At 39.5% G+C, this 18757-nt stretch carries 15 protein-coding genes; 5 read left to right on the forward strand and 10 right to left on the reverse strand.

Annotated elements, in window-relative coordinates; all coding sequences use genetic code 11:
* Positions 1 to 37: 37 nt before the first annotated feature.
* The 9 genes from IOC57_RS02340 to ggt all read right to left on the reverse strand — a co-directional run bounded on the left by IOC57_RS02340 (position 38) and on the right by ggt (position 12962).
* On the reverse strand, positions 38 to 1399 hold the full coding sequence (locus IOC57_RS02340; RefSeq protein WP_207437240.1) for a (Fe-S)-binding protein: 1362 nt from the start codon (positions 1397 to 1399) through the stop codon (positions 38 to 40).
* A complete protein-coding gene (locus tag IOC57_RS02345) occupies positions 1396 to 2799 on the reverse strand; it encodes an FAD-binding oxidoreductase (RefSeq protein ID WP_207437241.1) in 1404 nt (467 codons plus the stop codon). Before IOC57_RS02345 ends, IOC57_RS02340 begins: the two co-directional genes overlap by 4 nt.
* 18 nt (positions 2800 to 2817) lie before the next feature.
* On the reverse strand, positions 2818 to 3693 hold the full coding sequence (locus tag IOC57_RS02350) for a DUF6282 family protein (RefSeq protein ID WP_286184454.1): 876 nt from the start codon (positions 3691 to 3693) through the stop codon (positions 2818 to 2820).
* Between the two features lie 182 nt (positions 3694 to 3875).
* The gene (locus IOC57_RS02355) at positions 3876 to 5291 is read right to left on the reverse strand and encodes a sigma-54-dependent transcriptional regulator (protein ID WP_207437243.1); all 1416 of its coding nucleotides are present in this window, start codon (positions 5289 to 5291) and stop codon (positions 3876 to 3878) included.
* Positions 5266 to 7392, reverse strand: a complete 2127-nt coding sequence (locus tag IOC57_RS02360; RefSeq protein WP_207437244.1) for a PAS domain-containing sensor histidine kinase — start codon at positions 7390 to 7392, stop codon at positions 5266 to 5268. Before IOC57_RS02360 ends, IOC57_RS02355 begins: the two co-directional genes overlap by 26 nt.
* A gap of 108 nt (positions 7393 to 7500) precedes the next feature.
* Positions 7501 to 9276: a nitrilase-related carbon-nitrogen hydrolase gene (locus IOC57_RS02365; RefSeq protein WP_207437245.1), complete on the reverse strand. Its 1776-nt coding sequence runs from the start codon at positions 9274 to 9276 to the stop codon at positions 7501 to 7503.
* Positions 9277 to 9352: 76 nt separating this feature from the next.
* Complete coding sequence (locus tag IOC57_RS02370) at positions 9353 to 10405, reverse strand: alpha/beta hydrolase (RefSeq protein WP_309487657.1); 1053 nt, start codon at positions 10403 to 10405, stop codon at positions 9353 to 9355.
* 401 nt (positions 10406 to 10806) lie between these two features.
* The gene (locus IOC57_RS02375) at positions 10807 to 11037 is read right to left on the reverse strand and encodes a transposase (RefSeq protein ID WP_286184493.1); all 231 of its coding nucleotides are present in this window, start codon (positions 11035 to 11037) and stop codon (positions 10807 to 10809) included.
* Between the two features lie 347 nt (positions 11038 to 11384).
* Positions 11385 to 12962, reverse strand: coding sequence for a gamma-glutamyltransferase (gene ggt, locus IOC57_RS02380; RefSeq protein ID WP_207437247.1), 1578 nt, complete (start codon positions 12960 to 12962; stop codon positions 11385 to 11387).
* 273 nt (positions 12963 to 13235) lie between these two features.
* Here ggt and chrB point away from each other — a divergent pair, with 273 nt between their 5' ends.
* Both chrB and chrA read left to right on the forward strand, forming a co-directional pair.
* Positions 13236 to 13823 (forward strand): chromate efflux transporter ChrB, encoded by a 588-nt coding sequence (gene chrB / locus IOC57_RS02385; RefSeq protein WP_207437248.1) that lies wholly within the window; start codon positions 13236 to 13238, stop codon positions 13821 to 13823.
* Positions 13823 to 14374: a chromate efflux transporter ChrA gene (chrA, locus tag IOC57_RS02390; protein WP_207437249.1), complete on the forward strand. Its 552-nt coding sequence runs from the start codon at positions 13823 to 13825 to the stop codon at positions 14372 to 14374. The genes chrB and chrA overlap by 1 nt, the downstream gene beginning before the upstream one ends.
* A gap of 38 nt (positions 14375 to 14412) precedes the next feature.
* Here the strand turns inward: chrA and chrS are convergent, their stop codons facing one another.
* Positions 14413 to 14889 carry a chromate efflux transcriptional regulator ChrS gene (chrS, locus tag IOC57_RS02395; RefSeq protein ID WP_034315019.1) on the reverse strand — a complete coding sequence of 159 codons (477 nt, stop codon included), beginning with the start codon at positions 14887 to 14889 and terminating at the stop codon, positions 14413 to 14415.
* A 976-nt stretch (positions 14890 to 15865) separates the two neighbouring features.
* On the opposite strand from chrS, the gene IOC57_RS02400 reads away from it, so the two are divergent.
* The 3 genes from IOC57_RS02400 to IOC57_RS02410 are packed head-to-tail and all read left to right on the forward strand — an operon-like array spanning position 15866 to position 18465.
* Positions 15866 to 17257 (forward strand): sensor histidine kinase, encoded by a 1392-nt coding sequence (locus IOC57_RS02400; protein WP_286184455.1) that lies wholly within the window; start codon positions 15866 to 15868, stop codon positions 17255 to 17257.
* Positions 17235 to 17912, forward strand: coding sequence for a response regulator transcription factor (locus IOC57_RS02405; RefSeq protein ID WP_207437250.1), 678 nt, complete (start codon positions 17235 to 17237; stop codon positions 17910 to 17912). Before IOC57_RS02400 ends, IOC57_RS02405 begins: the two co-directional genes overlap by 23 nt.
* A gap of 1 nt (position 17913) precedes the next feature.
* Positions 17914 to 18465: a TVP38/TMEM64 family protein gene (locus IOC57_RS02410; protein ID WP_207437251.1), complete on the forward strand. Its 552-nt coding sequence runs from the start codon at positions 17914 to 17916 to the stop codon at positions 18463 to 18465.
* The last annotated feature ends 292 nt before the right edge of the window (positions 18466 to 18757 follow it).

Genomic DNA, 18757 nt, shown 5'->3' on the forward strand with positions numbered 1-18757 from the left:
TGGAAATGCTAGCTCTAGTGTCACTTCAAGCGTTTGCCTACTTAATTAAACAAGCATCCGCTAATATTTCAACAATGTGTTTAACATCCACATCACCGCTAGTACCGCTTCTCTCTACACCTAGTTTCATTTGGAGCAGGCACCCCGGATTGGTTGTAACGATTGTTTTTGCTTCGGTTTTCCCCACTTTATGCATTTTTTCATCTAATATTGTCATTGATTCATCAAAATTGATTAAATTATAAATACCACCAGAAGCACAGCAACGGTCACTTCCCTCCATCTCCAAATAACTTGCACCTGGTATGGACCTAAGAAGTTGCCTAGGTTCTTGAAATACTCCCTGGACATTTCTCAAATGGCAAGAATCTTGATACGTTATACGACCATTCCATTCTTTTTTAAATGGGAGAGGGCCAAATTTCACCAGAATTTCGGTAATATCTTTTGATTTTCCTACAAATGCTTCACTGCGCTTTTTCCATTCAGATTCTTGGCCAAAAAGGTGATTATACTCACTAAGCATTGCTCCGCAGCCTCCTGCGTTATTGACATAATAATCAGCACCGGACGCTTCAAATGCTTCTATATTTGCTTTTGCGAGATTTACAGCCTCTTCTTTCAAGCCTTGATGGGAATGAAGGGCACCGCAACAATTTTGATTTTTCGGAATAATCACTTCACAGCCAATTACTCGGAGCAGTTCAATTGTAAGTCTATTAATCTTAGACATGATAGCGTCCATGATGCACCCCGGGAAGAAGGCAATTACTGCTTTTGTCTCACCTTTTGCAGGGAATTTTTGACCGTATTTATAACGTTTATATGGTGCTTCGAGCTCCGGCAAGACCTTTTCAAACTGTCCCATGGATTCTGACACTGTATTAATCATTTTTGTTTTTTGCACCACTTTATTTAAATTCGTTTTTTGATACAGCCAGGTTAGGTTGCCTAATGTACGAAGACGCTTGCGGTGCGGAAATAAACTTGTCAACGTAAATTTGACCACTTTTGTTTGAATCTTTGGTTTACTAATTTGCTTTTTGTGATGTTCATGCTTTTGATTTTCAATTATGACTTGTTTGGCTGCCTCATAAATTTGTCCGTATGGAACATTAACCGGACACGCTACTTCACAAGCTCTGCAACCGAGACAAAGGTCAATGGGTTCAGCGAGATCTTTTTGAAGATCGATTTTTCCCTCTGCCGCCATTTTGACCAGGTTAATTCGTCCGCGGGGTGATTGCGATTCCTTCCCCATGGATTCATAGGTTGGACAAGCAGGGAGACAGTAACCGCATTGCACACATTGATTGGTTGCCTCATACGACAGGTCATGCAATTTTTGGGTAAACTTATCTGAAAGCGCTAGTTCCTTTTCAAGAGGAGCTTTATTCATGTTAGTTCCACCTTTAGTTTTCCAGGCTGTGGAAATATTTTTCCTGGGTTTAATATAGAATTTGGATCCCATGCATCTTTAATTTTTTTCATCATGAGCAGACCATCAGATCCAAGCTCCAATTCCATATATGGAGACTTTAATATACCAATCCCATGTTCCCCTGAAAGCGTCCCGCCAAGTTCTATAGCAGCTTCAAAAATTTCACTGACTGCATCCTCGACACGTTTCATTTCTTCTATATTTCTCTTGTCGGTAATAATATTGGGATGGAGGTTACCGTCCCCCGCGTGACCAAAAACGACTAAGTTCAACTGATATTTCTTTCGAATTTGATAAAGCTTTTCAATCATCGCGGGGATTTGGCTTCTTGGCACTGTCGCATCTTCAGAAATTTTCGTTGGTCCCATTTGTGTAATAGCTGGAGAAACCATTTTACGCGCTTTCCATATCTCATCTCGCTCAGCATCTGTTTCCGCCACTTTGACATTGGTTGCGCCTTGTAAGAGACAGATATTCTCACACTTTTTTATTTCTGCATCGATTGCTGTTGGATGACCGTCGACTTCAATGATGACAATCGCTTCCGCCTCTATTGGCAAACCTGCTGGTGAGTAATTTTCAACCGCACGAATACATGCATTATCCATTAATTCCATCGCACAAGGTAAAATACCATTTGATAATATTTTTGTTATGGCGTGCCCCGAATCAGCAATTCGTACAAATGAAGCTAATAGTGTTTTTCTTGCTATCGGTTTTGGAATAAGACGTAAAATGGCTTCTGTTACAATTCCCAGTGTGCCTTCCGATCCAACTATGAGTCTTGTTAAATCGTAGCCTGTTACATTTTTAACCGTTTGCCCCCCTGTCCGAATAATTTCTCCGGTTGGAGTAACAACTTCCAAACCAATCACATATTCCTTCGTAGTGCCATATTTCAAACCTTTTGGACCACTTGAATTTTCCAGCAAGTTTCCTCCAATTGTTGAGACATGGGAGCTGCTTGGATCGGGAGGATAAAATAAGCCCACCTCTTCGGCCTTTTGTTGTATGTATCCTGTAATGACACTTGGTGAGGAGATTGCCAGTAAATTTTCACGGTCAATCACTAGTTTTTTCTCAAATTGTGACATATCTAGAATCATGCCCCCTTCGACAGCAAGGGAACCCCCGCTTAAAGAGGTAGCCGCCCCTCTTGGGTAAACAGGAATTTTAAACTCGTTTGCTAGTTTGATTAAGTCTGCTACTTCTTCTTTATTTTTTGGTTGAACAACGATTTCCGGCAAATATTCACCGAATGAAGCATCAAAACTATAAGAATATAGCTCTGCTAAATCTGTCAGTACCCTTTCTTTTGGAACTATGGTATATATAAGTCTAATCAGTTGCTCTTCCATCGCACGTCACCACCCTCACTATTCAATATCTAAAAGCTGCTTTGGATTATGAACAATCATCCTTTCAATCTCGGTTTCCGTTATACCTTCTTCGATCATTTCCCCGACAAAACGACTTAATGCTTCTATTGGCGCAATATTGTGTTCTTGGCCATAATCCGTTACAAGCACACAGGACATTGGCCCGATTTCACGTATAGACTCAGCCATTTGAGCTACCGTTAAGTCTTGAAAATCCACACTACAGGCTAAATAACATTTCTCGATGATAGCGCCTTTTTTGGCAAACTCTTTTTGCATTTCAATGGGGATAGGGGCAATGCCTAGATCTGCATGCTGAATTAGGATTTTATCGATATCACGTTCTTTGGCTTCATCAATTAAAACAGCCACTTCTTCTACAGATAAATGACCTGTTGCAAGGGTAATATTTGCCTCACTAATAAGTTCCAGAATTTCAATGACTTCAGGTTTTAACTGTTTATTCTCATTTAAAATGGTTAAACCATCTTCAATGGGCAGGCTCCGTTCACTATTGAAAAAGCGGGTTTTCTTCTTGGCAAAATTACAACAATGCTGATTTGCTGAAATAGTAGGCATCCAAATTATTTTGGCACCCTGTCTAATTGCAGCATCAACAGCTTTGGGTGATAAGCCACCTGTAAATTCATTTAATACAAGTCCACCGTAAATATGAAGATCAGGATCTTTTAAGCGTATTAATGTAGTGCGGTCTACAGTTGATGCCTCATGTGCCTTTAGCACGGCCCCCGCCATTTTAGCCTTTTTTAGGTCTTCTATAAATTCCCAATCAGTTTGCTTTCTTGGGAAAATACTCGGATACGTATGGCAATGCAACTCAATTGCACCTTCTAATAAAGGATGAAAACCCATCATGCCACTCCTTTTTAAAAATTTATTCCTTTAACAGAGAAATGAATGCAAGAACTATGCCACGCTATAATAAAGGATTTATTAAAAATTTTTCATATTTTTGTAAAAAATTTTTTCAATTTGAAAAAATACTTTTACAAAAATATGAATATTAGAAATATTAAGCAGAAAAAAAAGAAGAATTAATTAAACTCTTCTTTTTTTTGCTTAATTTCCTCAGATGACTTATTCATTTGTTCATGATATTTATTTATCTTGTAAAATAGCCGCTGCCTTGAAATTCCTAGTTCTCTAGCTGCTGCAGCAATTTGGCCATTGTTCTCCTCAACTGCAGACAAAATAAATTGTCGCTCAATGTCTTCCATTTGTTCAGGAAGCGTTTTCTTTTTATTAAAAGAAACGATGGTCGGTAACTCCGAAAGCAGTTCACTAGATCCCTTTATTTCGCAAGGGAAATCTTGTAACGACAAATCTTTTTCCTTACACAAAACAACTGCCCGCTCTACAGCATTTTGAAGCTCCCGAACATTACCTGGCCATTCATAAGCTGTCAAAATATTCATAAGCTGAGGTGATACACGATAATCTTTCTTCATTTTTTTACGGTGCTTCTCCAAAAATTCCCCAACCAAAAGAGGAATATCCTCTTTTCTTTCTCGAAGTGAAGGAATATGCATATCTATAATATTCAAGCGGTAATACAAATCTTCGCGGAAAGTTCCTTCTTGTACCATTTGTTTCAAATTGCGATTTGTTGCAGAAATAATTCGAACGTCTACTTGTTTTAGTTGATTGCTTCCCAAACGCATAAAGGATTTCTCCTGAACGATTTGAAGAAGCTTAGCTTGAAGCGTAAGAGGCACCTCACCAATTTCATCCAAAAAAATAGTACCGTTTTGGGCAGCTTCAAATTTTCCCGCTCGGCTGGCTGCAGCTCCGGTAAAAGCACCTTTTTCATAACCGAAAAGCTCACTTTCCAATAAATTTTCAGGGATAGCTGCACAGTTTACAGAAATAAAATGACCTTGGTTTCGATCACTTAAGCTATGAATCATTTTGGCTATCATACTTTTTCCTGTTCCACTTTCTCCATGAAGAAGAACTGTTGCATCGGTTGCCGAGACACGTCCAATTAATTCATAAATCTGTTTCATTTGCTTGCTTATACTAATAAAGCCCTCTAACGATTCAAGCTTGTTTAACTGATTTTTCAATTGGATATTCTCTTGTTTAACTTCGAGTAGTGTATATGCTCTATTAATCACAAGTTCTATTTCTTCTAGTTTTGCTGGTTTTACTAAATAATCGAATGCGCCTGCCCTTATTGCGGATACAGCACTTTCTATATCACCATAAGCTGTCATAATGACGAACACTTTTTGAGGATAAAGTGCAATGAATTCCTCTAAGAGTTCCAAACCATTTGCATCAGGAAGATTCAAATCCAGAAAAATAAGGTTTGGATCGTCCTCTTTCATTCTTCTTCGTGCTTCTTGTCCATTCGCAGCTAGAATTACGTCGTATCCCTTCTTTCGAAATGACAGTGATAAAACGCGTAAAAGTCTAATTTCATCATCCACAAACAGAATGCTCTTCATATTGATTCTCCTCATATTTTAGTATCTCAATATGGATTGTGGTTCCTTGAGAGTCTAAGCTTTCCGCCCAGATTTCCCCACCATGTTGAACTATTATTTCGTGAGCAATAGATAACCCTAGACCAGTTCCCTCAGGTTTTGTGGAATAGAATGGATTGAAAACCCAATTTAGTTTATCTTCTTTAATGCCTTCTCCCGTATCCGAAATTGAAAGCTTCCAATATGCCCCTTTCTCATTAAGCGAAATATGAATATCGCCCTCATCTTTTATCGCTTGTATACTGTTCAAAAAAACATTCAAAAGCAATTGAGTCAATTTATGCCGATCCCCTAAAACTGGAGCTTTACTAAACTTATATTCGGTTGTGACCATTATGTTTGCATCATTAAATTTCCTTCTTAATAAATTTAGCAATTCATTTGTAATAACAACCAAATCCGTTTGAACATGCTTGTTATATTCATCATCTTTGGTAAGCTTCAGAAAATCCGTTAATAGTTTGTTCATCCGATCCGATGCTGTTAAAATATCTCCTGTCAATTCATCAATAACTTCATTTTCTTCAAATTCAGATTCAATTTGAAGTCGAATCGTTTCAGCTGCAACCTGAATAATACTTAAAGGATTTTTTATTTCATGGGCTATCCCAGCAGTCAACTCACCTAATGATGCCAGCCGTTCACTTTGTTTTAAGTATTCTTCAAGTTTTTTAACATCACTTACATCACGAATGACAAGAATGGAGCCGATGTACTCATCTTGTTCCCCTTTAAGTAGAGAGGCATAAATACGAACATCATGGAACCCCTTTTCTTTATCAATAATATAGCTTTCGACTTCTTCAAAAGACTTCCCTGCATTAAACGTTTTTAACAGAACAAACTCTTGTATATCATGTTTTATCGGCAAATTAAAAATAAGCTGATTTAATACTTCTTCGCGTCTATATAGCATTAAATCTTCAGCGCCCTTATTGAAGGTCATGATCCTACCATCTTTGTCTGTAGTAATAACACAATATGGAATGGACTCCAGGATATAAAACATACTTCTTTCTTTTTCCCTCAATTCCGTAGCCATTTCTGATAAAACAATCGATAGATCCTCTATTTCATCATTTGTTTTCACTTTAACAAATGCATTTCGCTTACCTTCTTTATATTCTTGCACATGCTTAATAAGCGTCGTGACAGGGCGAATCACTCTTGATGCACTGAACATAGCAAGTCCTATGGCTATAATAAAAACGATAGAAAAACCTTGAAAAAGTAAAAATTTCACCAACCTAGCTGGCTGTAGTGCTTGTTTAATAGGTTCTCCCACAATCAGACCGATATCTCCCAAAAGAATGGGGCGATAGGCAATGACCATATCCTTGCTGAAAATCTCACCATTCCATATATCAAAATCTTCTTTTTGAAGATGAATTCCAACTTCATGTTTCTGAATGGATTTGCCAATATAACTTTGGTCGGTATGTGCGATAATGGTTCCATTGCGGTCAATCATCGCATTCACTCCTTCTTTCCCTATTGCAAACCTTTGAAGGTGATCTGATAAAACCTGTAGATTCAAATAAGCGACTACACTCCCCTTAAATTCTCCCTTTTCATTAATGGATGGATAGGCAATTGCAATGGTCTTGCGCCCGTCCGGCAGTTCAATCATATTTGAAATATAGCTTGTCTGACTCCAGGATAGTCTTTTTATAATGGAAGCGTTTTCTACAAAATACGAAAAGGGAACATCCGGAAGACGGAGGGCCAACTGATCCTCTTTATATACTTCAATAAACAGATATTGTGGATCGTGTGACAAGATTGTTTCCATTTCTGCTCGATAGGCGTTTTCTGCATCATTATCAAAGTTTGTAACAATGGGTGATATCTGGCGCATATCAGAAACTGAATTTTCGAAAACATTTTCAATTTGGTTCCCTAGGGTTTTTGCTATAAGTTCATCTCGATACTCCATTTGAGACCGAACGGATCCATTTATTACATTTACGGCAATCATATAAAGCGAGGCCAGTACAAATAGAACGACAACTAAAACAATAGCTACATAACGTTTCATTAGCTTTGATTGAAATACTTTCATTTACAAAACCTCGATATGGGAGAATTGAAACAGTACTTTACCCATGTAATCAAAGTACTTTATATGTTTGTTTCAAATTAACAATTATCTAATTCGGATATAAAACGTTTACATTTTTATTTTTTTTACCAACGGCCTGTAAAAAATAGGCCTTCTTGATCGTAAAAGCTTATGTTGATCAAACCACCCATTTTGTTCCATTTTAGAATTAACCACCATCAATACTGCTTCATATTGAGAAGAGGCAACTACCGGCATATCACTTCCATAGATTGGATCGGGCGTATAAAGAGCACTCCCACCTTTACAACCGATATCAGTACCAATGAAATTCGCAATGAATGTTTTCGTTTGCGAAAATCTTGCCGTGGCATCCCATGTCGTCATTGAATTAAACGGAAACTTATTTTCCATCATTTTTTCAGGAAGTGCCAATATTTCTCCAAATTCACCATACCAGCATGAGGGGATAATAATAACATCAGCATGCTTTACGGCAATAATGCCAGCTACCTCAGGGAATGTAGCATCAGAACCGACTATTAGGCCCACACGACCAATATCTGTAACATTTGCAACCACAATTTCCCAACCTGCCGAGGCCCAGCGTTCGTCCGATTCTGACAAGTGAATCTTACGGGCTTTAATTACCCTATCTTCCTCTGGCGTCAGAAGAACAACTGTATTATAAAGGAGATTCTCTTCCCTCTCTATCATACCAAATATAATTTTAATTTGATATTCAGCTGAAAGCCTTCTCATATCTTTTACCGTTACTCCATGTATGGGTTCACTGAGTTTCAGAATTTCCTCAGGACTAAGTGAATGAACAGGACCTGTTAAAGAAAGCTCTGGGCAAATAACCAATGATAATTCGCTCTTTTGTTCTTTTGCTTTTACGGCAGCGTCCGCCAAGAGCCTTTTTATTTTCTTTAGATTTTCTTTTTTATCTCCTATTACCGGTTCATACTGCAATAAAGCAGTAGAAATCCTTTTTTCATAATTCTCCGTACTAATTTGCTCTAATGGATTTATCGATGTTTTATTTTCCCATGGTCCGTCATGCAACATTAAATCAGAGTAAAGGCCCGGCTTTCGTTTTTCCATCCTTTTTTTTGCAGGGTTCTCAAATAGTTCGGGGTCAATATCGGCATATAAAATGACGGTCTCATCTCTTGCTTGGCTTTCTTCCACGTATGGAGTTTCAGCAATTTTCCTGCCTAAAGGTGACCAAACGGCACTTGCACCGACCATATGATAATCGGTTTCCGTATTTGAACGATTCGCACCTATGACATACAGACCGTTCATTTCAGCCCATGCCTGTAGCATCGAAAGCGATCCACCTGTTGAATTCGTCGGAAAGCAAAGAATATCAGCTCCCTTCACTGCAACAATCCTGGCTGATTCAAAATAGGTTGAATCCATACAGATAATTATGGCAATCCTACCAATAGACGTTTCGTAAACTGGTATACCCAAGTCTCCCCAATGAGCCCAGTTATCTTCCGTTGCCCATTGATGCACTTTCCTGTATTTTCCGATATATCCCTTAGGACCCACTAGCGCAGCGGAATTATAGCAAAGTCCGTCCTCTCCATCCACCTCCGCCATTCCTATGACAATATGTGTACCGTATAATTTTGCGACTTCTTCAAAACGATTGGTCGTTTTTCCAGGGATGGTATCTGTAAATGGAAGGATAGACTGACGATTCTCATAATGATAACCTGTTGTAGCCATTTCCGGAGTGACAATTAGTTTTGCTCCATTTTTTGCTGCTTCTGTTACCGCTTCTAGCAAATTATCCAGATTGTTGTCCAATTGATTTAATTGTGGATTAAATTCAATAACGGCTGTTTTGAAAGGATGCTTAATTCCCATAAAGTGGCTCCTTTTGATAAATGATATGAAAAGACAGATGACAAATAATTTGCCACCTGCCAAGCTATTATCTAATTCACCTTTGCAATTGGGTGACTTTACTATCTTCTTCCTTTTTTGTTAGAATTCCATTAAAGAATGCTTTTAGCTGTTCATTCAAATCTTGGAAAATTTCATGCTCATGATACATAAAATCATTATGCTTACCATTTATTATATAAAGTTCCTTAGGTTCATTTGCTGCTTCGTACAGCCCATTCGCCTCATCCAGTGGATGTAATAAGTTATCTTTCCCATGAGCTATGAAAAGTGGCACAGTTACATTTTTCACTTCTTCTTCGGCGTTCATGCTTATTATTGAATCCGTAAACTGCAACACGGTTTGCTTACCAAATGGGGATAGAATGGCCAATTCCTTTTCAACATAATCCGCTGTTTCCGGATCAAGTGGATAATGAATAAACGTATTGGCAAGTTGCGACTTTCCAGTTAATACTCGTTGTTCTCGATCTTTTTTAACCGTCTTTAAGATTTCATTCCATTCAACATAGGAATGAATAGAGCGTAACCATCTTTGGCCATTATAAAAACCATTCAGTGCTGCCACTGCCTTGACCCGTTTGTCTCTTGCAGCCACACGGACAACATTCGAACCACCCATACCCCAACCTATTAATCCTATTCTATCTGAATCTACTTCTTCTTGGAGGGAGAGAAATGTTATCGCATTATGAATATCTTCTACCTGCTCATCCAAAATAACGCGACCTTCTTCTCCTTCACTTTGCGCAAAGCTCCGATAATCGAATCCTAAGCAGACATATCCTGCCGCTGTTAAATTTCGTGCAAATAACTTTGGATAAAATTCATTAAACCCTTGATATCCAGAATTCGGAATAATCGCTGGTCTTTTTTCTCCTTTTTTATAATCGTCGGGAAGATATACCGTGCCGTCTAATTTGTAACCTTCACTATAAAATTGAATGTGACGCTCTATCATTTCCATTACCTCCAATACTGTTTTAAAAGCTTTCATGAATAGATATTGCAAGCAGCGTGCCAGTTTTGGAATTTGCACATTGGAAGCAGAAAAATGGAGTAAATAAAAGGGAAATCTAAAAATAGTCACAGTGAAAATCTATTAAAATCGAAAATGCGTTAAATTTTTTTTACATGGGTAATTAATTTTATGACAATTCGAGTAAAGAGAGTATGTACATTCTAAAATTGAAGAGGACAATGAATCGGAAACTCAAAAGCACTGTTACTTTTTGAAATTCAATTAAAAAAGTAAGGTCAATTAACCTTGCTGCAGTTTGTAGACAAAAGGAGTTTCCATCTAAAATTTTAAACATAGTTGATTGGAACGGAAGGTGCGAGACTCCTGCGGGAATAGCGAGTCTAAGGGAGACCCCACAGGCGCAATTGCGCCGAGGAGGCTCCCGGACCGCCCGCGGAAAGCGAGTGCCTGAAGTGGAAATCAACGTCCAAATTTGTACAAGCCAAAAAAAATGTAGACAAACTCGATTTTCATCGAGTTTGTCTACATTCCGAACCCCTTTTGAAATCCCTTTTGAATGTTCGCCTAAATGTAATACTTGGGCTTCCTGCCTCTGAATACTTCTCTTTCACTAAGTCATAAATGAAAGAGAAGTCAGTGGCAGCCTCCATTTTACGAACCAAATGGTTCGATGGCACCAGTTGTTCTAAAGTAATCATTTCCAGTTGATCTCGCTGAATACAATCATGTTTAGAAATCATCCTCATCCCCTCAAGTTTTAATCCTTTTATTTTAAAACCAAAAAGACTCTAAGCAAAAGTGCTCTATCTTAAAGGTAAAACGAAGTTGATTGGACCGGGTGTTCGAGACTCCTGCGGGAAAAGCGCGTCTATGGGAGCACGCGGAAAGCGAGTGCCTGGAGTGGGAATCAAATTGCCTCAGAAACCGAGTTTTTTAGGTACTCATTCCAGAAGACTCTACTCCCTATATTTTGGATGTGTTTTCCCCTCGTATTTTCCCTTAAGTTTCGTTTTTTCACTATATATTCTCCACATCCTCTAATACGAAAATGCGGTTTCCCCTGAAATCTTTGCCATACTTAACTTCCTCAAGAACCGACCGCCGCACCGTCCCCACGCGGATCGACCCCGCCTTTGAGGAAGTTATGCTCATCAATCCGAATGGCTTGTGCATGGCCCATCACCCCATCGAATTCTTCTACCACTTCGACATGATGTCCCCTTTCTTTCAGTCCATCTACTGTCTCCTTTTTGACACGGCTTTCGATTTTCAACGACTCGCTATCTTCCCCCCAGGTTCTTCCCCAGACGAATCGCGGTTCATTGATAGCAGCTTGTGGGTCCATTCCGTAATCTATCATCCTGGTAATGATAGCAGTCTGTGTTTGCGGCTGTCCTTCCCCACCCTGAGTACCATATAAAATGCTGGGTTTTCCATCTTTGCAGGCTATTGCCGGCATCAATGTATGGAATGAACGCTTGTTAGGTTCGAGTGAGTTGACATGGTTGGAATCAAGCGAGAAAAACGATCCCCGATTTTGTAACATGACCCCCGTTTGACCGGCAGTTACACCTGATCCAAACTCAAAATAAAGGCTTTGAATAAAGGAAACCGAGTTTCCATCTTTATCGACCACTGCGGCATAGGCCGTGTCATTTCCCATTGAAGGACTCGTGACTTTCACGGCATTTGTCTGAATTGCTGATGCTAGCTTCGCTGCATATTGCTTATCTAGCAGCTTATCTAGCGGAATATCAAAGAATTCAGGGTCTGTAAGGACTTCGTTACGATCTCGGAAACCTGCTTTCAGAGCCTCTGCCAGTAAATGATAGTATTCAGCAGAACCATGATCAATGTTGTCAAAGTTAAAATTCTCAAGAATATTGAGCGCCATCAGCCCGACGAACCCCTGAGAATTTGGCGGAACCTGATAAATCGTATAATTTCTATACTGAGTTGAAATGGGTTCTACCCAATTGCCATGGTGATCAGCGAAATCAACTGCGGATAACAGACCTCCTTGCTCTTTTAAAAAGGATACGATTGCTTTTGCAAGTTCTCCCTTATAAAAAACGTCACGGCCTTGATCAGCAATCAATGCTAAGCTTCGAGCAAGATCTTTTTGAACAAACCGTTCACCTACTTGCGGAACATGTCCACCCGGTGCGTATATTTCAGATGTTATCGGTGTCGTCGAGAGCCAACCCCAATTTTCCTCCGTATACATCACTTGATTTTTCGTAATCGGAAAACCCTTTTCTGCATACTCGATCGCCGACTCAAGAACTTCAGCTAACGTAAGTGTCCCGCATTCTCTCAATATCTCATCCCAGCTGTCTACCATCCCAGGAACTGTAATTGCGCTTCTCACCCCTCGAAAAGGAATCTTCTTTTCCCCTTTATATGCCTCTCGATTGACATTGCTTCCTGAGCGTCCGCTTCCATTGAAAGCACGAATTTTCCCGTCCTCCCTTTCATATGTTAGCCAGAAAGCATCTCCTCCAAGTCCAGTCATATGTGGGTAAACAACACCCAAACAGGCACTGACTGCCACTGCGGCATCAAAAGCATTCCCCCCTTTTTCAAGAATTTTATTTCCTGCCATCGATGCTAAATAGTGAGGGCTTACCACCATACTTTTCGTTCCAATTATCGATTGGGTCATAAATTCACTCCTTCTCCATTATTTCATTTTTCAAAAAATTATGATATTTGTATTATAACTTGTTTGTTTTTTTAAAGGAAATCCAAATCCCTATTTAAGACAAAAAGGTTTTTTTTTTCATCCTAATCCGTCTATTTTATCAATAAATACCATTTATACATTCATTACGTAATTATCATTTAAATTTTATATACATTTCGTAATCATTTTTGTTATCATTAATTCATAATCATGGAAATGAACTCTAAACGTTAAACAAAGGAGGAATCGTTTTTGAAAAATCCATATACGGAATTGACGGTTGGGATGATGAGAACGGGGATTCTAGGTTTCGGCGGCGGGCCATCTGTCATCCCGCTCATCCGCCATGAAGCCGTTTCCCGTTATCACTGGCTCGACGATGATGAATTCGGGGACACTTTGGCGATTGCCAATACACTCCCAGGACCGATTGCCACGAAGATGGCAGCATATCTTGGTTATCAATTAAAAGGCTGGCCGGGAGCCCTCTTAAGTGTGGCCGCTCACATTTTACCTTCAGGCTTTGCGATGGTTTTCTTGATAGCGTTCATTAATGTATTAAGTAATTCAGCGATGATCAGTAATATGATCGCTGCTGTCATGCCGGTTGTTGCCGTCATGCTTGGTCAAATGGCTTATGAGTTTGGCGAAAAGGCGGTAAAAGGTTTAGGAAAGGTAGTCGGAATCACCTTTTTTGCGATTTCCTTTTTCCTTTTGCAGGTCATTTCCCTGCATCCAGGTATCGTCATTATGATTTTCCTTTTATATGGGGCGTTCCATTTTAAATTAAAGGATAGATTGAAAAATAAAAAGGTTGATAGGAAGGAGGAATCCGCTTAATGGGTCTAATCATCCCTATTGGAATTACTATTTTCCTAGCGTTTTTCATAGCCAATATCCTTGGATACGGCGGAGGTCCAGCCTCGATTCCGCTAATGTATGATCAAATCGTCACTCGTTTCGGTTGGCTTGATAATACTGAGTTCTCACAAATGCTTGCGTTAGGAAATTCACTCCCAGGTCCGATCGCCACCAAAATAGCTGCATATGTCGGATATGATGTATATGGCTGGCCAGGATTTTTAGCTGCATTGGCGGGTACGATCATCCCTTCAGCCGTGGCTTTAATATACTTATTAAGAATCTTGCGAAAATACAAGCAATCACCTATCGTAAAAGGCATGTCCCTGCTTGTGCAGCCCGTGATCGCAATCATGATGTTATTGCTCACCTGGAATATGGCTACTGATGCCGTCGGTTCCATCGGCTACATCCATTCAATCGTCATCGCTGGATTGGCCTTCCTGGCTTTAGGTAAATTCAAGATTCACCCTGCATTCGTAATCATTCTTGCCTTTGCGTACGGCGGCTTTATCATACCGCTCACATGATAATAAAAAATCCACCTATTATAGGGGGATTTTTTCATTTAAAGCTTCATGCCCATCCGGCTTTTATAACGTTTAATTAGAATCTGGCAATCAACGCTGACAACACCGACGACCGCATACAGCTTCTCATTGAGAAAGCGTTCCATCTCCTGGTTATCAGTAAAGATTCCGTGCATATGGAGTTTACTCGGACCGGTCATATGGTATAAGCTCGTTACTGCCGGTTCACTTTCTAATTGCTGCGCTACCGATTCCAGATATTTAGGCTCAACCTCAACGTTAAAGAAAGCCGAAACATGGATGCCGACCTTAGCTGGATTTATGACTGCGGTAAACCTCTCGATCACACCGTTCTCAACAAGATGATTAATTCTCATTTGAACCGCAACCCTGGAGAGCTCCACTTTCTTCGCTAAGTCGGTATATGAAATTCGCGCATCTTCATGTAAAACCGATATGATTTTCTTATCGATCTCATCAACTTTCAAACTGGGAATCTTAAAGTCCTCTGCCATCCTACGTAACTCCTTTTCGATTTCTTTATTCCATTATCGCAGAGAACACCCTCGGATCACAACAATCTTCCTTTTCACTTTTTAACCTCCATTAAAAACGGAGAACTTAAGCAATAGCCTAATATATATTGGCCTGCCCATTTTCAATAATCACCCTCCAAACTGCACATGAACGTCCATCATATATGTAGTTTTTCAAACTAAGGATACATATTCCGCCCAGCTGTATGGCTAAAAGCGAAGCCATCAAAAAGATGAAATCCGATAGAAATCAGAACAGGACAAATTAACCACATCGGAGACAACCCCTTAAGAGGCAACAAGGGAAACCATCATCCCCCTCTATAATTAATGGGAGTCCCTAATAAACTGCAGTCCCCCTCCTCATTTGAGAAGGCGGGGGTTTTACAGCCCGTTTAATGCAGGATAAAAGTTTATGAATATCCAATGGACACTTCCTCATTCCTTAGTTTGAAAAGTCTTCGCGATATTTTTGTATTCCTCTTCATTGAGAATGCCCATTTTTTTGAATAATGCGGAATAAGCCATTATTTTTTTTTGCGTACGGTTTGTACAATTCATATGGATCAGCTCCTTTTTTACATAGTATTCATTTACGACAAAATGTTTCCTCAATACAAAACATTTTGAATTGGCTAAATCAAAAAAATTGAAGGTAAAAGTCAGTCACTAACCAAAACGCTATGTATATTCCCAATTGATTTTTATGCTGTTTAGTAATGCTTATGTTCATTTAGATTAAGTGTCAAAATACAACCTTACAACCTGATTTCCGATTACCATATAACCAAGACTGAAAAAATGCAGTTTAGGTCCATTAAAATGTTGTCCTTCTTGCAACAAGTGATGATTCGGATTATCGTTGTTTAAGAAGATGCGAAGAAATTGAAAAAACTGCATACTTTCTTCATACTTTTTCGCTAAACTGAATTTATTCCATAAGAAGGTGAATACGTTGAAAATCTCCTTTAAACTCGGACTATCTATATTTATTTGCATTCTTATAATGGAAACCATTTCCATGATTTACTTGCATAATAAAGTGATCCATTCCCGTATCAATCAAGAATTGGAATCACTGAAGGCCCGTGGCAATAGTCATCGTGATGTGTTGGAAATCACGTATTCCGACTCAACACTTCAGCATATCGGCCTGATGGAATCACATACCGATACAGATGTCGTGATTACGGACACAAAAGGGGATATTCTGATATCTTCCAAAAAGGTAAATGGGGGAATGGAAAAAATCTTAGCAAAAAACATTCCACAAGTACCCCGAAAAGGCCTGGTCATACAATCAAGTTGGAAGGATGACAGGTATATAGCCACCGTTACTCCATTTATCAGTGATAAAGAAAACAAAGGCTATGTTTATATGTTCAAAGATACTAGGAATGTTGAGGAGTTAATCGCACAATTGAATAGGCATTTCCTTCTTGCGACAGCATTGCTCCTTTTCTTCATGCTTATCACCATCTATTTTCTCTCAAAAGCTTTGACTAGACCGCTTATTGCCATGAAGGAAGCGACAACCAAACTCAGCAAAGGAAATTTTTCAGTGGCTGTACCAGTACGATCTCATGATGAACTTGGGGAGCTTGCCCAATCCATTCAAGGTTTGGCTAATGAATTGAACTATTTAACGAAGGAACGCAATGAATTTTTGGCAAGTATCTCTCATGAACTTCGCACGCCGCTAACTTATATCAAGGGATACGCTGATATTGCCCGCCGGAAAGATTTGGATGCTTCCGAACGAACAAGATACTTAGAGATCATCCAAGATGAATCCGAACGATTAAACGGATTATTGGACGAACTATTCAATATGGCTAGAATGGATGTTAATACATTCACCATATCAAAGGAAACCGTCCAGATCTCCTCATTCCTGCAAAATATTCATGAAAAAGTCTTACCGGCTTTTGCAAACGAAAGAATTCAATTGAATCTGGAATGTAAGGATGATTTATTTATAGATATAGATCCCTCACGGTTTGAGCAAGTCATTCTTAACCTGCTGGATAATGCGCTGAAGTACTCGAACGAATATACAGTCACCGCCATCAAAGCCACTAAATGCCTTGGCAGGATTTCCATCTCCATAATCGATCAAGGAGTTGGCATTCCCCCTGAAGATATCCCCCATATCTTTGATCGCTTATATCGTGTCGAGAAATCACGCGCAAGAGATACCGGTGGATTCGGGTTGGGGCTCTCCATCGTCAAGCAATTAGTGGAAATACAAGGAGGAACCATTTCGGTTAAAACCAACTTGGAACAAGGAATGTGCTTCACCATCACATTTAAGGAGATAACAAATGAAGACAGTAGTTCTGGTTGATGATGAACAGAGAATGCTTGATCTATTAGAGCTATACATTGTACCTCATGGATATACATGCATGAAGATGAATTCTGGACATGAAGCCTTACAGTTCTTGAGGCATAAACATGCGGACATAGTACTTCTTGATATCATGATGCCTGAGATGGATGGGTGGGAAACGTGCGAAAGGATCCGTGCGTTTTCCAATATTCCCATCATCATGCTCACCGCCCGGGATGCTGCACAAGAAGTGGTGAAAGGGTTGAAAAAAGGCGCAGACGATTATATTACGAAACCCTTTAATGAGGATGTTTTAGTTGCCAGAATCGAAGCGGTAACGCGGCGAATGCAAAATCAGGATGATCATGTGATCTTTAGAGGACTAAATTTAACTGAATCCGCTTATGAAGCACACTATGGTACTAAGACAATCCCATTAACGCCAAAAGAGTTCTCACTGTTGTGCTTGTTTTTAAAATCCCCAGATCGAGTGTATTCCAGAGACCACCTGCTTTCGACCATATGGGGATTTAAAACGGATACGGAAGATCGGACAATCGATTCCCATATTCGAAATATTAGAGAGAAATTGCGTCATGCCGGTTTTCCAGCAGATCACCATTTGAAAACGGTCTGGGGCATCGGATATAAATGGAGTTCTTTGGATTGATATGAATTTCATTTCTGAGGCATTACTATCCAGCGGCCCTTTTTCCATTGCTGTAAGTTTAGTATCCAATATATTGATTAGCGTGCTTGGTTTTATTCCAAGCGTATTCATCACGGCCGCCAATATCACCGTATTTGGATTTGAAAAGGGATTGATTCTATCTTACATGGGGGAAATTGCCGGAGCAGTGGTCAGCTTTTGGTTATATCGAAAGGGCTTTCAAACATTCCAACCCAAGTTCATGAAGAACAGGTGGGTCATGAAGCTGCAAGAGTCACAAGGGTTTCATGCCTTTTGGATGATCCTGATGCTTAGGCTCCTTCCTTTTATACCATCCGGCGTGATCAACCTTACAGCAGCATTAAGCAAGACAGGAATGATGATTTTCTTTATCGCGACATCCATCGGAAAACTCCCTGCCCTCCTTGTCGAAGCCTATTCGGTGACACAAGTATTGAAGACATCGGACGATGTAAGGATCGTTTTGGTTCTGTTGATTCTTCTAATCGCGGTCGTTTATTACTTTAATAGAAATAATAAAAAAGGAATGTAGTAAAAACCTTCTCTATTTTTTCGTTAAATTGGAAGAAGTTCAACTTCCATTTTACAGGCTCCATCCATTAAATTTTTCCAATAATCGGTAACCCTTGTCCTCGAGGGGTTACCAGAAGGCGGATGCGACCTTTTCTTTCCTCGAGGGCATTCCCCCATTATATCCGGAAAAGATATCCGGCGAGTTCGGTGTTTAATATATCCCTGTGCTGCGAACGGTTTCGCAGCCTTTTCATTAAAACAACACAGAAGAAAGACATCACTATGGATGGATCGCAATGCTTTCCTTTTTG

It is taken from the genome of Bacillus sp. SD075 (assembly GCF_017355165.1).
Classification (GTDB): domain Bacteria; phylum Bacillota; class Bacilli; order Bacillales; family DSM-1321; genus Peribacillus.

Coding starts and splice junctions, on each gene's coding strand:
- IOC57_RS02340 (WP_207437240.1), bottom strand. CDS start 1,399: ATGAATAAAGCTCCTCTTGAAAAGGAACTAGCGCTTTCAGATAAGTTT.
- IOC57_RS02345 (WP_207437241.1), bottom strand. CDS start 2,799: ATGGAAGAGCAACTGATTAGACTTATATATACCATAGTTCCAAAAGAA.
- IOC57_RS02350 (WP_286184454.1), bottom strand. CDS start 3,693: ATGGGTTTTCATCCTTTATTAGAAGGTGCAATTGAGTTGCATTGCCAT.
- IOC57_RS02355 (WP_207437243.1), bottom strand. CDS start 5,291: ATGAAGAGCATTCTGTTTGTGGATGATGAAATTAGACTTTTACGCGTT.
- IOC57_RS02360 (WP_207437244.1), bottom strand. CDS start 7,392: ATGAAAGTATTTCAATCAAAGCTAATGAAACGTTATGTAGCTATTGTT.
- IOC57_RS02365 (WP_207437245.1), bottom strand. CDS start 9,276: ATGGGAATTAAGCATCCTTTCAAAACAGCCGTTATTGAATTTAATCCA.
- IOC57_RS02375 (WP_286184493.1), bottom strand. CDS start 11,037: ATGATTTCTAAACATGATTGTATTCAGCGAGATCAACTGGAAATGATT.
- ggt (WP_207437247.1), bottom strand. CDS start 12,962: ATGACCCAATCGATAATTGGAACGAAAAGTATGGTGGTAAGCCCTCAC.
- chrA (WP_207437249.1), top strand. CDS start 13,823: ATGGGTCTAATCATCCCTATTGGAATTACTATTTTCCTAGCGTTTTTC.
- chrS (WP_034315019.1), bottom strand. CDS start 14,889: ATGGCAGAGGACTTTAAGATTCCCAGTTTGAAAGTTGATGAGATCGAT.
- IOC57_RS02405 (WP_207437250.1), top strand. CDS start 17,235: ATGAAGACAGTAGTTCTGGTTGATGATGAACAGAGAATGCTTGATCTA.
- IOC57_RS02410 (WP_207437251.1), top strand. CDS start 17,914: ATGAATTTCATTTCTGAGGCATTACTATCCAGCGGCCCTTTTTCCATT.